The 13,004-nt window shown below is 71.7% G+C and carries 13 protein-coding genes and 1 pseudogene; 8 read left to right on the top strand and 6 right to left on the bottom strand.

Annotation, left to right across the window (positions count from 1 at the left end; all coding sequences use genetic code 11):
* Positions 1–393: 393 nt before the first annotated feature.
* Positions 394–996 (bottom strand): MucR family transcriptional regulator, encoded by a 603-nt coding sequence (locus F1D61_RS18505; RefSeq protein ID WP_203153121.1) that lies wholly within the window; start codon positions 994–996, stop codon positions 394–396.
* Between the two features lie 240 nt (positions 997–1,236).
* Between F1D61_RS18505 and F1D61_RS18500 the strand changes: the two genes are divergently transcribed.
* The 5 genes from F1D61_RS18500 (at position 1,237) to F1D61_RS18480 (ending at position 6,185) form a co-directional block, all read left to right on the top strand.
* Positions 1,237–1,452: a ferredoxin gene (locus F1D61_RS18500; protein ID WP_203153120.1), complete on the top strand. Its 216-nt coding sequence runs from the start codon at positions 1,237–1,239 to the stop codon at positions 1,450–1,452.
* Positions 1,449–2,726, top strand: coding sequence for an NAD(P)/FAD-dependent oxidoreductase (locus F1D61_RS18495; protein WP_203153119.1), 1,278 nt, complete (start codon positions 1,449–1,451; stop codon positions 2,724–2,726). Before F1D61_RS18500 ends, F1D61_RS18495 begins: the two co-directional genes overlap by 4 nt.
* 17 nt (positions 2,727–2,743) lie before the next feature.
* Entirely contained in the window at positions 2,744–3,994 is a 1,251-nt protein-coding gene (locus F1D61_RS18490) for a cytochrome P450 (protein ID WP_203153118.1), read from the top strand.
* A 66-nt stretch (positions 3,995–4,060) separates the two neighbouring features.
* Complete coding sequence (locus F1D61_RS18485; protein ID WP_203153117.1) at positions 4,061–5,605, top strand: apoptosis inducing factor family protein; 1,545 nt, start codon at positions 4,061–4,063, stop codon at positions 5,603–5,605.
* A 97-nt stretch (positions 5,606–5,702) separates the two neighbouring features.
* Entirely contained in the window at positions 5,703–6,185 is a 483-nt protein-coding gene (locus F1D61_RS18480; RefSeq protein WP_203153116.1) for a MarR family winged helix-turn-helix transcriptional regulator, read from the top strand.
* Between the two features lie 26 nt (positions 6,186–6,211).
* Here F1D61_RS18480 and F1D61_RS18475 read toward each other — a convergent pair.
* The 5 genes and pseudogenes from F1D61_RS18475 to F1D61_RS18455 all read right to left on the bottom strand — a co-directional run.
* A pseudogene (locus F1D61_RS18475) lies at positions 6,212–6,646 on the bottom strand (acyl-CoA thioesterase); the annotation flags it as partial.
* The gene (locus F1D61_RS18470; protein ID WP_246775401.1) at positions 6,643–8,247 is read right to left on the bottom strand and encodes a feruloyl-CoA synthase; all 1,605 of its coding nucleotides are present in this window, start codon (positions 8,245–8,247) and stop codon (positions 6,643–6,645) included. The gene F1D61_RS18470 and the pseudogene F1D61_RS18475, both read right to left, overlap by 4 nt.
* Positions 8,248–8,291: 44 nt before the next feature.
* Positions 8,292–8,465 (bottom strand): hypothetical protein, encoded by a 174-nt coding sequence (locus F1D61_RS18465; protein WP_203153115.1) that lies wholly within the window; start codon positions 8,463–8,465, stop codon positions 8,292–8,294.
* Between the two features lie 5 nt (positions 8,466–8,470).
* Positions 8,471–9,685: an ABC transporter substrate-binding protein gene (locus tag F1D61_RS18460; RefSeq protein WP_203153114.1), complete on the bottom strand. Its 1,215-nt coding sequence runs from the start codon at positions 9,683–9,685 to the stop codon at positions 8,471–8,473.
* Between the two features lie 486 nt (positions 9,686–10,171).
* Positions 10,172–10,963: a crotonase/enoyl-CoA hydratase family protein gene (locus F1D61_RS18455; RefSeq protein ID WP_203153113.1), complete on the bottom strand. Its 792-nt coding sequence runs from the start codon at positions 10,961–10,963 to the stop codon at positions 10,172–10,174.
* Positions 10,964–11,098: 135 nt separating this feature from the next.
* On the opposite strand from F1D61_RS18455, the gene F1D61_RS18450 reads away from it, so the two are divergent.
* Genes F1D61_RS18450 through F1D61_RS34835 form a run of 3 tightly spaced genes read left to right on the top strand, consistent with a single transcriptional unit; the run spans position 11,099 to position 12,997 of the window.
* The gene (locus F1D61_RS18450) at positions 11,099–12,082 is read left to right on the top strand and encodes a 3-hydroxyacyl-CoA dehydrogenase NAD-binding domain-containing protein (RefSeq protein ID WP_203153112.1); all 984 of its coding nucleotides are present in this window, start codon (positions 11,099–11,101) and stop codon (positions 12,080–12,082) included.
* A gap of 34 nt (positions 12,083–12,116) precedes the next feature.
* Positions 12,117–12,626: a 3-keto-5-aminohexanoate cleavage protein gene (locus tag F1D61_RS34840; RefSeq protein ID WP_203153111.1), complete on the top strand. Its 510-nt coding sequence runs from the start codon at positions 12,117–12,119 to the stop codon at positions 12,624–12,626.
* On the top strand, positions 12,623–12,997 hold the full coding sequence (locus tag F1D61_RS34835) for a 3-keto-5-aminohexanoate cleavage protein (RefSeq protein ID WP_203153110.1): 375 nt from the start codon (positions 12,623–12,625) through the stop codon (positions 12,995–12,997). The genes F1D61_RS34840 and F1D61_RS34835 overlap by 4 nt, the downstream gene beginning before the upstream one ends.
* Positions 12,998–13,004: the final 7 nt, after the last annotated feature.

Raw genomic sequence — 13,004 nt, 5'->3', positions numbered from 1 at the left:
CGTGTGGGAGAGGGGTCGGGGGATCGAAGATCCCGCGTGAGGGTGGCGACGGTGCCGCAAGAAGACTGAGCCGTCCCGCTGGCAGCACGATGGTCTCTGCTTCATGCGGAGGCGTCACACCCTCACCCCTACCCCTCTCCCACTCGGGAGAGGGGATCCCGCGCTTGATTTTCAAAGGGATTTTCCCCGGACAGCCCCTCTCCCGAATGGCAGAGGGGTAGGGGCGATCGAAGATCGCATAGGGTGGTCCGGGTTCAGTGTGAATCGCAGAGCGCCAAGCTGCGCAGCTCGACGGTTTATCCTGAAGTCGAGCCACCCTCACGCGCCACTTCTTTTCCCCGGACGGCCCGTCCGCCCGGGACAGACGATCCGAGCGCCCGATCCTCCGAGGTTTTATTCCAGACGGCTCCACCGCCCGCGGGACGGCGGGACGATCCTGGTCTCAAGCGCCGCGGCGGCCGCGGCGGGGCTTGCCCTCGCTCGGGGCGCCTCGGCCTCGGGCGCGGCAGCCGGCTCGGCCACCGTTTCGGGAGCGAAGGACTCGGCCTCCTCGGTCCCCTCCTCCTGCTCGCTCCGCACGGAGCGGCGGCGCTGCTGGCCGAGGCCGAGCGAGCGGGCCAGCTCGGAGCGCTGCTCGGAGTAGCTCGCCGAGGTCATCGGGTAGTCGTGCGGCAGGCCCCATTTCTGGCGATAGGCCTCGGGGGTCAGGCCCCGCAAGGTCAGGTGGCGCCGCAGGGTCTTGTAGGACTTGCCGTCCTCGAAGCTGATCAGGAAGTCGTTGGAGATCGAGCGGCGGATCTCGCCGGGCGTCGCCTTAGGATGAACCGGCTCGGGGGCGGCCTTTGCCCCCCGTGCCATCTCGTTCAGCGCACCGTAGACATCGGAGATCAGCTTCGGCAGCTCGGCGCTCTGCAGATGGTTGCTGCTGACATAGGCGGAGATGATGTCAGCCGTCAACGTGACGATCTGTTCGTGAGTGTTGGCTGTCTCTTCCATCCCGGAACGCCCTGAGAATCACTGAAAATCGGCTTCCTATCCTTAAGTTCGCGATACCCAAGAAGGCAAGGATTATCTGTTGATAAAAACCGCAAATCCCCGGCAAGAGGTCGATCGACCTAACAAGCGCCTGCGGGATCGATCGCCATGCTGCCCGATCCCTGGTGCCGCGGCCGGAACCGGGCCGTGCCGCAGCGGTTCTCCCGCCGGATAGCGGGGAATCGTACGGGGGAGTCCTGGATGCGCGTCGTCGTCGACCTGAATCGCTGCCAGGCCTATGCCCAGTGCTGCTACGCGGCGCCGGGCCGCTTCGTGCTGCAGGGCGACGAGATCCTGGTCTACGACCCGAGGCCGCCCGCCTCGGAGCGCGCGGCGATCGACCGGGCGGTGCAGGCCTGCCCGGTCCGCGCCATCCGGGTCGAGCACGATCCCGCCCCGGCGGAGCGCGCGGCGTGAGGGACGGGACGATCGTCGTCGCCGGCGCGTCGCTCGCGGCTCTGCGCGGGGCGGAGGCCCTGCGGGCGAACGGATTTGCCGGACGCCTGATCCTCGTCGGCGACGAGCCCCACCTCCCCTACGACCGCCCTCCCCTGTCGAAGCACGTCCTCACCGGCGAGATCGCGCCCGACGCCACCACCCTGCCGGGCGTCGGCACCGTGGAGGCCGAGTGGCGCCTCGGCGTGGCGGCGCGCGGCCTCGACCGGGCCGGCCGGGCCCTCGTCCTGGCGGATGGCGCGCGGATTCCCTTCGACCGCCTGCTGATCGCCACCGGCGCCCGCGCCCGGCCCTGGCCGAAGCCCGGGGAGGCGCGGCTCGCCGGCGTCCACACCCTGCGGAGCCGGGACGACGCGGCGTCCCTGGCGACGACGCTCGCGACCGTGCGCAAGCGGGTGCTGATCCTCGGCGCCGGCTTCATCGGCTGCGAGGTGGCGTCCAGCATCCTCGCCCTCGGGCTGCCGGTCACGGTGGTCGATCCGGCGCAATCCCCCCTCGCCCAGGCGCTCGGGGGTGTCGTCGGCGGCTTCATGGCCGGGCGGATGGAGGTGGCGGGGGTCGATCTGCGTCTCGGCACGCAGGTGACGCATCTCGAAGGTGACGGTGCAGTACGGGGCGCCCGGCTCGACGACGGCGCGACGATCGAGGCCGATTGCGTCGTGGTGGCCTTGGGCGCCGTGCGCAACACCGACTGGCTCGCCGGCTCCGGCTTGCAGGCCGACGAGGGCGGTCTGTCCTGCGATTCCGCCTGCCGCGCCCTCGACGAGGCGGGCCGACCGGTTCCGGACATCTTCGCCGCCGGCGACGTGGCGCGCGTTCCCTACTGGCTCGACGGCGGCCGCCCGGTCGCCCTGGAGCATTGGGGCAACGCCGTCGCGCAGGCCGCGCACGCCGCCCGGGCGATGCTCGACGGGCCGGAGGCGGCCGGCGCTTACGCCGAGCTGCCGGCTTTCTGGTCGAGCCAGTTCGGGCTCAACATCAAGTCGCTGGGCCTCACCGAGGGTGCCGACGCGGTGGCGATCGTGCAGGGCAGCCCGCGGGCCGGCCGGTTCCTGGCGGTCTATGGCCGGGCCGGGCGGACGATCGCGGCGGTCTCGGTCGATGCCGGGCGCTGGCTGCCGGCCTACGAGGGCCCGATCCGGGACGGCGCCCCCTTCCCGCCGATCACCGGCGGCGCCGACCAGCCGGACCCGGATCCGGTGCCGCCGGGCCTGCCGGCGCGCGAGGCCGCCTGATCTCCGAAGGTTCATCGATGACCGACGCTCCCGACGGCACCCTGTTCGCGCGGGTCCGCGATCCCGCCCACCGCGCCGACCCGTACCCGCTCTATGCCCGCCTGCGCGCCCATCCGGTGGCGCGCCAGGACGACGGGACCTTCGTGGCGAGCGGCTACGCGGCGATCCGCGCCCTCCTCGCCGATCCGCGGGTCAGCTCGGAGGACCTGCCGCCGGCCGAGCATCCGGCCACCGGCAACCCGGTCAAGGACTGGATCGTCAACCCGCTGAAGGACTGGATCACCGACCGCCACCGCCCATTCATCTTCCGCGATCCCCCCGACCACGGCCTGCTGCGCCGCCAGGTGATGGCGCAGTTCACGGTGGCGCGGGTGCGGGGCATGAAGCGGCGCACGGAGGCCCTGGTGGCGCAGTGCCTCGACCGTTGCGCCGGCTCCCGCCGGTTCGACCTCGTCGACGACCTCGCCTATCCGTTGCCCGTCACGGTGATCTGCGAACTCCTCGGCGTGCCGCGGGAGGACGAGCCGCGCTTCCATGCCTGGGCGACGCAGCTCGCCACGGCGCTCGAGCCCGAGAGCCGCAACGACCCCGACTTGCGCGCCCGCAACACCGAGACCTTCGACGCCATCGCCGACTACATGCGCGACCTGATCCGCGAGAAGCGCCGGTCGCCGGCCGACGACATGCTGTCGGGGCTCGCCACCGCCAAGGACCCGCAGGCCGGGCGGATGAGCGACCCCGACCTGATCGCCACCGCGATCCTGCTGCTGATCGCCGGGCACGAGACCACCGTGAACCTGATCGCCAACGGGATGCTGACGCTGCTGCGCCATCCCGACGAACTGGCGCGCCTGCGCGCCGACCCGGAGCGGGCGCCGCGGGTGATCGAGGAACTGGTGCGCTACGAGCCGCCGGTGCATTTCCGCACCCGGATCGCGCGGGCGCCGATCCCGATCGCCGGCACGGTGATCCCTTCGGGTGCGCCGCTGGTGCTGCTGTTTGCCGCCGCCAACCGCGATCCGGCCCGCTTCCCCGACCCCGAGCGGTTCGATCCGGACCGGGCCGACAACCAGCATTTCGGCTTCGGCGGCGCCCTGCACTACTGCATCGGCGCGCCGCTCGCCCGGATCGAGGCCGAGGCCGCCCTGACGGCGCTGACCGCCCGGCTCAGCGGACCGCGCCTCGCCGAGGACCCGCCGCCCTACCGGCCCGGCGCCTCCCTGCGCGGCCCGAAGCGCCTGCTGCTCGATATCGACGGAATCGGCTGAAGGCACCGTTACGGCACCCGCGCGTTGCCTGCCGACGATGCAGCGACCGACGCAAGAGGGCGGGCCATGGCCGAGACACAGGACAAGCAGGACAAGCCGGATTTCGCGCGGGGAATCCCGTCGGGCGACCTGCCCGAGGGGGCGATGGTCGAGGGAACCCTCGGCGAGGACAAGGTGCTGCTCCTGCGCCGCGACGGCGTGGTGACGGCGATCGGCGCCCGCTGCACCCATCTCGGGGCTCCGCTCGCCAAGGGCATCGTGGCGGAGGGCGAGATCCGCTGCCCCTGGCACCATGCCCGCTTCAGCCTGGAGACCGGCGAGGCGGTCGGCGCCCCGGCCTTCGACCCGCTGCCCTGCTACCGCGCCGATGAGCGCGACGGCCGCATCACCGTGACCGGACGGCGCGAGGCCGCGGCGAAATCCCCCGGCAAGGGGGTGAAGGCCCCCGGCAAGGTGGTCATCGTCGGCGGCGGGGCCGGGGGACATGCCTGCGCCGAGTGGCTGGCCCGGGCCGGCCACGGCGCCGCCGTCACCCTGGTGAGCGACGATCCCGATCCGCCCTACGACCGCACCTTCTGCTCGAAGCAATATCTCTCCGGCAAGGCGCCGCGCGGGAAGACGCGGCTTGCCGCGGAAGGCTTCTACGGCGGCGACGGCCCGCGCTACCTGAGCGACCGGGTGGTCTCCATCGATCTCGGGGCCGAGGAGATCGTGACCGCGGGCGGCGAGCGGCTGGCCTACGACGCCCTGGTGCTCGCGACGGGCGCGGCGCCGCTCCGGCCGGACGTGCCGGGCTTCGAGCGTCCGAACGTCCACACCCTGCGCAGTCTCGCCGACGCCGACGCCCTGATCGCGGCGGCCGGGACGGCCCGCTCGGTCGCGGTGGTGGGCGCGAGCTTCATCGGCCTCGAGGTCGCCGCCGCGATGATCGCCCGCGAGAAGGCGGTGACGGTGGTGGCGCCCGAGACGATCCCGCTGAAGACGATTCTCGGCGAGGCGGTCGGCCGCTTCGTCCAGGGCCTGCATGCGGAGAAGGGCGTGGCCTTCCGCCTCGGCCGCAAGGTGACGGGTTTCGACGGGACGGCGCTCTCCCTCGACGACGGCAGCCGGATCGAGGCCGACCTCGTGGTGCTCGGCACCGGCGTGGCGCCGCGCATCGACCTCGCCGAGGCCGCCGGCCTGGCGCGGGCGGGCAAGGACGAGGGCGGCGGCATCGCGGTCGACGGCCATCTCGCCACCTCGGCGCCCGGGATCTACGCCATCGGCGACGTCGCGGCCTATCCGGATCCGAGGAGCGGCCGGCGCCTGCGGGTCGAGCATTGGGTCCACGCCCAGCGCCAGGGCCAGCACGTCGCCCGCGTGATCCTCGGCGAGACGGCGCCGTTTACCGAGACGCCGTTCTTCTGGAGCGGCCATTACGGCACCAGCCTGCGCTATGTCGGCCATGCCGGCTCGGCGGAGGATGTCCGGGTGGAGGGCGACGTCGCCAAGGGCGATTTCGCCGTGACCTACCGCGAGGAGGGCCGCGACGCCGCGCTCGCCACCTGCAAGCGGGACAGGCAGTCGCTCGAGGTCGAGGCCGCGTGGGACCGGGAGGCCGCCGCGGGCTGATCCCGGAACCCCGGGCGCGGCCTCCCGGCTTGCGCCCGGGCCCGATCGCGGGCAGGTGGCGGGGCAGTTCCACGGTCGAACGAGAGCCCGTCCAGCGTTGCCGAGCGATGATTCCCCGGGCCTCGCCCGCCTCGAAGGCCTGATCGGCTACACCCTGCGGCGGGCGCAGGTCGCGGTGTCGCGCAGCTTCGTCGAGCTGTTCGCCGATCTCGACGTGCGCCAGAGCCAGCTCGGGGTGCTGACGGTGATCGAGGGCAGCCCCGGCCTGCGACCGAGCCAGGTCGGCGCGGCGATCGGCATCAAGCGGGCCAATATCGGCCCGCTCCTCGACGAGCTGGAGGCTCGCGCCCTGGTGCGTCGCGAGCCCGACCCGACCGACCGCCGCTCGCAATCCCTCTTCCTCACGGAGGCCGGCGAGGCCCTGATGGCCGAGCTGCACCGCCGCGAGGCCGCCCACGAGGAGCGCATCGCCGCCTTCCTGAACCCGCAGGAACGGAGCGCGCTCCTCGGCCTGCTGCGCCGGCTGGAGCAGGGCGCGCGGGAGGTGGCGGGTGACGAGGTGGCGGAGGAGACCGAGTGAGGGTCACTCCCCCGGAAGCGCCTGACCAGATCCTCCGGGATCGGTGCCGCTTTCATCCGGGACGGGTCGTCGGGGTGGCAGCCGGCCCAGACCCGGCGCTCGCGGCCCTCGACGGCGAGGTCCCCGGCATTGAGCAGGCGGTGGCGCACGGCGAAGCTCGATCTCCCGACATCCACCACCGTCGAGACGATCTCGACCCGGTCGCCGTAGCGCGAGGGCTTGAGGAAGCGCGCCCCGGTCTCGACCAGCGGGATGCCGAGGAGATCGTAGCGCGCCAGCATCCCGGCCTTCGGCAGCCCGGTCGCGGCCTCGCACAGCATCGCCGTCGACCAGTCGAAGAAGTCGAAGAAGCGCGGGTTGAACACGATGCCGGCGGGGTCGCAATGGCCCCATTCCACCGTCAGCGTGCGGCTGTGGGTGAAGCCCTCGTGGTCGGCGGTCGGCTCTTGGGCTGAGGTCATGCGGTCTCCGGCAGGATGATGTCGGGGGTGAGCGGCGCGGCGTAGAGGCGGGCGACCGCGTCGGCCCGGTTGCGCAGCACGCCGCGCTGGTTGATCGAGCCCTTGTCGGTCACCTCGTCGCGATCGAGGGCCGGCGGCTCGGGCAGCAGCAGCAGCCGGGCGATGCGGTTCGACGAGCCGGTCGCCTTGCCGGCGAAGGCGGCCAGCCGCCGGGCGAAGTCGCGCCGGAGCGCCGGATGGGCGAGGACCGCCTCGTCGTCGCAAGTCTCCCCGGAGCAAGTCTCCCCGCAGAGCGCCCGGCAGGCGGCGATGTCCGGGAAGACCAGGGCGGCGACCTCGTCCCGGGCCTCGCCCGTGATGGCGACGTCGCGCACCAGCGGCTGGAACGCGTCGAGGAAGGCGGCCCGCAGGGGGCCGACGCTGACCCAGACCCCGGTGGTGAGCTTGAAATCCTCGTTGAGGCGCCCGTCGAAGACGAAGCCGCGGTGGCGGTCGGCGGGATCGACCGGCACCAGGGCGTCGCCGAGACGGTAGAACCCCTCCTCGTCGAAGGCCGACGCGGTCAGGTCCGGGCGGCGCCAGTAGCCGGGGGTGACGTTGGGCCCGCGCACCCGCGCCTCGCGCTTGGCGCCGACGGGCGCGACCTTCAATTCGACCCCCGGCGCCGGCAGGCCGACCTGGCCGGCCCGCGCCGGGCGGTCGTCGGTGACGAGGGCGAGCGGCGCGGTCTCGGTGGCGCCCAACCCCGTCACCATCGGCACCGTCCGGCCGATGGTCCGCCGGGCGAGGTCGTCGATGGCGTCCCAGACCGGCTGCGGCAGTCCGGCGGCGGCGAAGAAGGTGACCTGGAGCCGGCTGAAGAAATTCTTCCGCAACGCCTCGTCGTCGCGCAGGTGCGGCACCAGCGCCTCGAAGCCCTTCGGCACCGTGAGGTAGAGGGTGGGGGCCACCTCCCGCAGAAGCCGCACGGTCTCCCGGATGCCGCCGGGTGTCGGCCTTCCCTCGTCGATATGGAGGGTGCCGCCATTCGCCAGCACCAGGTTGAAGTTGTGGTTGCCCCCGAAGGTGTGGTGCCAGGGCAGCCAGTCGACCATCACCGGCGGCGCGGCGGCGAGCGCCGGGAAGCGCGCCTGGAGCATCGCCTGGTTGGCACACAGCATCCGGTGGGTGTTCACCACCGCCTTCGGCACGCCGGTTGAGCCGGAGGTGAACAGGAGCTTCGCCACCGTCTCCGGCGTCACCGCCGCGTGGGTGGCGGCCACGGAATCGGGATGTTGGGCCTGCATCAGGTCCGCGAACGGCGTCGCGGGCCGACCGATCGCCGTACCATCGCCGATCACCACCTCGGTGCCCGCCGGGACCGCCGCCGCGATGGCGGGGGCATACGTCGCCCCCTCCGCCGCGAAGACGAGGCCGGGGGTGAGCAGTTCCACGATCGCCCGCAGGCGGGCATGGTCCTGCGACACGGTGGAATAGGCCGGCGAGACCGGCGCCACCGCGATGCCGACATGGAGCGCCGCGAGCGACAGCAGCGCGTGCTCGAAGCCGTTGCCCGACAGGATCATCACCGGCCGCTCGGCCGAGAGGTTGCGCGTCAGCAACGCCGCCGCGATCCGCTCGACGGCCTCGCGCGCCGCCCCGTAGGTCAGGGCTCGACCGCCCCGCCGGGCCCGCGCCGGACCAGGAACGGTCTCTCCGGCGCCTCGGCGGCGTGGCGGGTCAGGTGCGCGGTCAGGCGCTCGGGGTAGGGCGGTAGTGCCGCCGTCGCGGTGACGAGCAGGCTGCCGTCGGCACGCTCGGTGAAACGATGGCTGTCCATGCGCCCTACCCCTTCACCAGCGGGCAGCCGCCCTCGGAGAGCGGGCGCCAGGCCTCCTCCGCCGGCACGGTGCGGACCGGCTTGAAATAGTCCCAGCCGCCCTTGCTCTCGGCCGGGGTCTTGGTGGTCAGCAGGTACATCGGGTGGAGCTTGCGGCCGTCCTCGCGGATGCGGCCGGGGCCGAAGATCGGATCGTCGGTCGGCATCGCCTTCATGGCGGCCACGACGGCTCGGCCGTCGCCGGCGTCCTTCACGGTGCCGAGGCTCTTCAGGTAATGCTCCACCGCCGAATAGACCCCGGCCTGCATGTCGTTCGGCATGGCGTGGCGCGGGTGGCGGGCAGCATAGCGCGCCGCGAAGGCCCGGGTGCCGTCGTTGAGGTCCCAGTAATACGGCGTGACGATGTAGACGCCCTGCGTCGCCTTGAGGCCGAGCGCCGGCATGTTGGTGATGTTGAGGATCAGCCCGGCGAGGCGCTGGCCCGGGGCGATGCCGAATTCCGCCGCCTGCTTGAGGGCGTTCGAGGTGTCGTCGCCGGCATTGGCCAGCCCGATCACGTCGGCGCCCGAGGCTTGTGCTTGGAGCAGGAAGGACGAGAAATCGGACGTGCCGAGCGGATGGCGCGACGTGCCCTTCATGCTGCCGCCCATCGCCTTTACCTCCTCGGCGGCCGAGCCTTCGAGGTCCTTGCCGAAGGTGTAGTCGGCGGTGAGGAAGTACCAGGATTTGCCGCCCTGCTGCACCAGCGCCTTCGCCAGGGCATGGCCGAGCGACCAGGTGTCGTAGGTCCAGTGCACGGTGTTGGGCGAGCATTGCTTGCCGGTGAGCTCGGCGGTGCCGGCGCCCGAGCCGATGAACACCTTGTTCTTCTCCCGCGCCAGGTTCGCGACGGCCAGCGCCACGGCGGAGTTCGGCACGTCGACGATCAGGTCGACGCCGTCCTGGTCGAACCAGCGCCGGGCGATCGAGGCGCCGATATCGGTCTTGTTCTGGTGGTCGGCGGAGACCAGCTCGACCGGCCGCCCGGCCTTGGCTGCGAAGTCCTCGATGGCGAGTTGCGCCGCGATGACCGAGCCCTGGCCCTGGTAGTCGGCGTAAGGCCCCGACATGTCGTTGAGGATGCCGATCTTCACCGGCCGCTCGGCGGCGGCGGCGGGGGTGAAGAGGGAGAGGAGGGCGGCAAGCGCCGGGGCGAGCCGGCGGATGGGGCGACGGGGCATGGTTTCCTCCGGGGATGGCCGGTCTTGGTGCCGGATGTTGGGATTAATTACGGAAGTCTTTGTCTTTGCGAATAAAGAAAAGACGCGGGATCCCCTCTCCCGTGTGGGAGAGGGGTAGGGGTGAGGGTGGAGACGGTTCAGGATAAAACTTAAACCGGCAAGCTGGGCAGCTCGACGGTTCAGGGTCATTGCGGAAGCCGAGCCACCCTCACCCCTAGCCCCTCTCACACATCTTGCAGCGATACCGGGCAAGCCCGGCATCGCCTGGAGAGGGAAACCGCGCTTTATTTGTTACCCGCTGCGTTTCCACTTCTCAGGGTCATCCCGGGGCCGCGAGAGCGGAGCCTGGGAGCCAGAACCGCGGGTGATGCAGAACGAAGCGGAATGCGTCCCGCCCGTATGTCTCGAGTGTCTGGATTCCGGGCCCCGCTCTCGCGGCCCCGGAATGACCTTGCGGGTTTCAGGGCGTGCTGCGGGCCAGCAGGACTACTCCCGCACCTTCTTCGCCCGCCCTTCCAGGAACTCCGCCAGCCGCCGCTTCGCCTCGGCATCGCTCTGCGCCACCGCGGTCATCAGCGCCTCGGTCAGGTAGCCCGTCGCCGGGTCAGCCTCGGCGATGCGCGGCAGGGCGTGGATCAGGGCGTAGTTGGTCAGCGGCGCGTTCTCGGCCGCCCGGGTGGCCAGCGCGATCGCCCGTTCCAGCCCCTCGCCCGGCGGCGTGACGTAGTGCGACAGGCCGAGCCGCTCGCCGCTCTCGGCATCGTGGACGCGGCCGGTCAGCATCATGTCGCGCATCCGCGAGACGCCGATCAGCCGCGGCAGCCGCACCGAGGCGCCGCCGCCGACGAAGATCCCGCGCTGGCCCTCCGGGAGCGCATAGAAGGCGGAAGCCTCGGCGACCCGCAGATGGGCCGAGAGCGCCAGTTCGAGCCCGCCGCCGATCACCGCGCCCTTGAGCGCCGCGACCACCGGCACCCGGCCGAACTCGATCTCGTGGAAGGCCCGGTGCCACATCCGCGAATGCAGCATCCCGGCCGGGGCGTCGCGCTCGGTCAGCTCCGCGAGGTCGAGCCCGGCGCAGAAATGCGGGCCCTCCGCGGCGATGACCAAGGCCCGCACGTCGTCGGGCAGGCCGCGGGCGATGCGCTCCAGCCCCAGCACCATGCCGTCGTCGAGGGCGTTGCGCTTGTGTGGGCGGTTCAGGGTGACGATCGCCACGGCGTCCCGCCGGGTGACGACCAGTGACTCGGTGCCGAGGCCCGACAGGTCCTCCGCCATACGGCGCTCCTCCGATTCTCGCTCCGGCCGTTGCGCGCCGGATTGCCAAACCTGATTTGTAATGTGATATAACTATCTCAACGGGTCAATCGGGCGACGAGCCCTGACAGAGGCCCGACCAGGGAGGGCGCCGCGATGAACCACGCGAGCGAACGGGCGAGAGACCCGGATTCCGCGTATCGCACGGCCATCGGGCGGGTGGCGGTGATCGGCACCGGCGTCATCGGGGCGTCGTGGGTGTCGCAGTTCTTGAGTTGCGGCCTCGATGTCGTCGCCACCGATCCGGCCCCCGGCGCGGAAGCCGCTCTTCGCGAGACGGTCGCCCGGCACTGGCATGTGCTTGAACAGATCGGTCTTAGCCCCGGTGCCTCGCCCGAGCGCCTGACCTTCGTGGCCGGGCCGGAAGAAGCCGCTGCCGCCGCGGATTTCGTGCAGGAGAACGGGCCCGAGCGCCTCGAGATCAAGCACGAGACCTACCGGCGCCTCGACGCGGCCGCGGCCCCCGACGTGGTGCTGGCGACGAGTTCCTCCGGCCTCACCCCGAGCGCGATCCAGGCCGCCTGCCGCCATCCCGGCCGGGTGGTGCTCGGCCACCCCTTCAACCCGCCCCATCTGGTGCCGCTGGTCGAGGTCTTGGGCGGGGAACACACCGACGAGGGCGCGGTCGCCGCCGCGATGGGCTTCTACGAGCGCATCGGCAAGCGGCCGATCCGCCTGCGGCGCGAGCTCGTCGGCCACGTCGCGAACCGGCTCCAGGCGGCGCTCTGGCGCGAGGCGTTCCACCTCGTCGGGACGGGGGCCGCCACGGTGGCCGACATCGACGCCGCCATCGCCCACGGCCCGGGCCTGCGCTGGGCCCTGATGGGGCCGTGCCTGCTCAACCACCTGTCGGGCGGGGCCAAGGGGCTCTCCCACACCCTCGACCATCTGGGCCCCCTGATGGAGGCGATGTGGGCCGATCTCGGCGACCCGCGCCTGACGCCCGACCTCAAGGCGACCCTCGTCCGGGGCCTCGAAGAAGCCCTCGCGGGCCGCGACCGCGACGCCATGGTGGCGCAGCGCGACCGGCTCCTCGTCGACCTCGTCCGGCAGAAGCGCGCGGCGCCGGACCTGCCGTAACCCCTTTCCCGACAAGCCCAAAAGGGAGGACAACATGGCCAAGGTGATCGTGACGGTGGCGCCGACCGGCGGCATGGCCTCGAAGGCGCAGAACCACAACCTGCCGACCCAGCCGGCGGAGATCGCGGACTCGGTCCACAAGTCCTGGAAGGAGGGCGCGGCGATCGCGGCGCTCCATGCCCGCCGGCCCGACGACGAGGCAACCTGCAACGACGGGATCTACCGCGACATCAACCGGCGCATCCGCGAGCGCTGCGACATCATCCTCAACAACTCGACCGGCGGCGGATCGAGCGGCGACATGCTGGTGCCGCGCCCCGACGGGCTGTTCGAATCGAGCTTCGAGGAGCGGCTGAAGGGCTGCGAGGCCGGCGCCGAGATGGCGACCTTCGACGGCATGACCTTCGCGGACGTGCATGGCGGCCGCGAGATCCTGGTGGTGACCACGCCGAGCCGCTGCGAGACCCTGGCCAAGCGCATGCAGGAGCGCGGCATCAAGCCGGAATGGGAGGTGTTCGGCCCCAGCACATCCTCCAGGACGTGACCCGGCTGATCGAGAAGGGCTACGACAAGCCGCCCTACTACATCAACATGGTGCTGGGCGCCGACAAGGGCTTCCAGGGCGCGATGCCCTACTCGCACGACATCCTGGCGGCGATGATCCGGATGCTGCCGCCGCAATCGATCTTCTGCGTCTCCGGCATCGGCCCGGCGCAGCTGCCGGCCACCACGCAAGCGATCCTGCTCGGCGGCCATGTCCGGGTCGGGCTCGAGGACAACAATTATTACTCCCGGGGCCAACTCGCGACCAACGAGCAGCTGGTGGCCCGCACCGTGCGGATCATCAAGGAGCTGAACCACGAGCCGGCGAGCCCGGCCGAGGCCCGGGACATCCTCGGCCTCAAGGCCGTCTGACGGGAGG

This window comes from Methylobacterium aquaticum, from assembly GCF_016804325.1.
Taxonomy (GTDB): domain Bacteria; phylum Pseudomonadota; class Alphaproteobacteria; order Rhizobiales; family Beijerinckiaceae; genus Methylobacterium; species Methylobacterium aquaticum_C.
Note: the sequence above shows the minus strand (reverse complement) of the source record. Positions and strands in the feature narration are given on the sequence as shown.

Coding starts and splice junctions, on each gene's coding strand:
- F1D61_RS18505 (WP_203153121.1), bottom strand. CDS start 996: ATGGAAGAGACAGCCAACACTCACGAACAGATCGTCACGTTGACGGCT.
- F1D61_RS18500 (WP_203153120.1), top strand. CDS start 1,237: ATGCGCGTCGTCGTCGACCTGAATCGCTGCCAGGCCTATGCCCAGTGC.
- F1D61_RS18490 (WP_203153118.1), top strand. CDS start 2,744: ATGACCGACGCTCCCGACGGCACCCTGTTCGCGCGGGTCCGCGATCCC.
- F1D61_RS18485 (WP_203153117.1), top strand. CDS start 4,061: ATGGCCGAGACACAGGACAAGCAGGACAAGCCGGATTTCGCGCGGGGA.
- F1D61_RS18465 (WP_203153115.1), bottom strand. CDS start 8,465: ATGGACAGCCATCGTTTCACCGAGCGTGCCGACGGCAGCCTGCTCGTC.
- F1D61_RS18460 (WP_203153114.1), bottom strand. CDS start 9,685: ATGCCCCGTCGCCCCATCCGCCGGCTCGCCCCGGCGCTTGCCGCCCTC.
- F1D61_RS18455 (WP_203153113.1), bottom strand. CDS start 10,963: ATGGCGGAGGACCTGTCGGGCCTCGGCACCGAGTCACTGGTCGTCACC.
- F1D61_RS18450 (WP_203153112.1), top strand. CDS start 11,099: ATGAACCACGCGAGCGAACGGGCGAGAGACCCGGATTCCGCGTATCGC.
- F1D61_RS34840 (WP_203153111.1), top strand. CDS start 12,117: ATGGCCAAGGTGATCGTGACGGTGGCGCCGACCGGCGGCATGGCCTCG.